Here is a 482-nt window from a genome sequence, read left to right as displayed (position 1 = left end):
ACGGCGGGAGGCGACAACAGCAGCACCACCTTCAGCGGCGTGATGTCGGGAAATGGCGGGCTGATCAAGATCGGCACGGGAACGTTGACCCTGGACCGGGACAACACCCACACCGGAGGGGTCACGATCAACGCAGGCACGGTGCGCCTGGACAACGGCTTCCGTGGCCTGGGCGCAGACACTGCCACTGCCACGGTGAACAGCGGCGGCACCCTGGACCTCGGCGGGCAGTATGGAATTGCGCAACACGTCGACTTGATGGGCGGCACGCTGACCAGCAGCACCGGCGAGGCGCTGCTCCGGGGCACGGTCACGCTGGGCACCGGAGGCACCAACACCATCGGCAACGACGGCACCGGCCTGATCCTGGAAGGCGCCGTCGGTGGCGACAGCGTCACCATAGCCGGCACGGGCAGGGTCTACTACCGGGCTGCCAACACCTACACCGGGACGACGACCATCAACCCCGGCGCGGTCCTGGA

At 67.8% G+C, this 482-nt stretch carries 1 protein-coding gene; it reads left to right on the top strand.

Annotated elements, in window-relative coordinates:
- A partial coding sequence (locus tag APY03_RS21650; RefSeq protein ID WP_198161275.1) for an autotransporter-associated beta strand repeat-containing protein occupies nt 1-482 on the top strand: 482 nt, incomplete at both ends.

Origin of the sequence: Variovorax sp. WDL1, assembly GCF_001541225.1 — a bacterium.
Taxonomy (GTDB): Bacteria; Pseudomonadota; Gammaproteobacteria; order Burkholderiales; family Burkholderiaceae_C; genus Variovorax.
The sequence above is the reverse complement of the archived record's forward strand: the minus strand, read 5'-3'. Positions and strand labels throughout refer to the sequence as shown.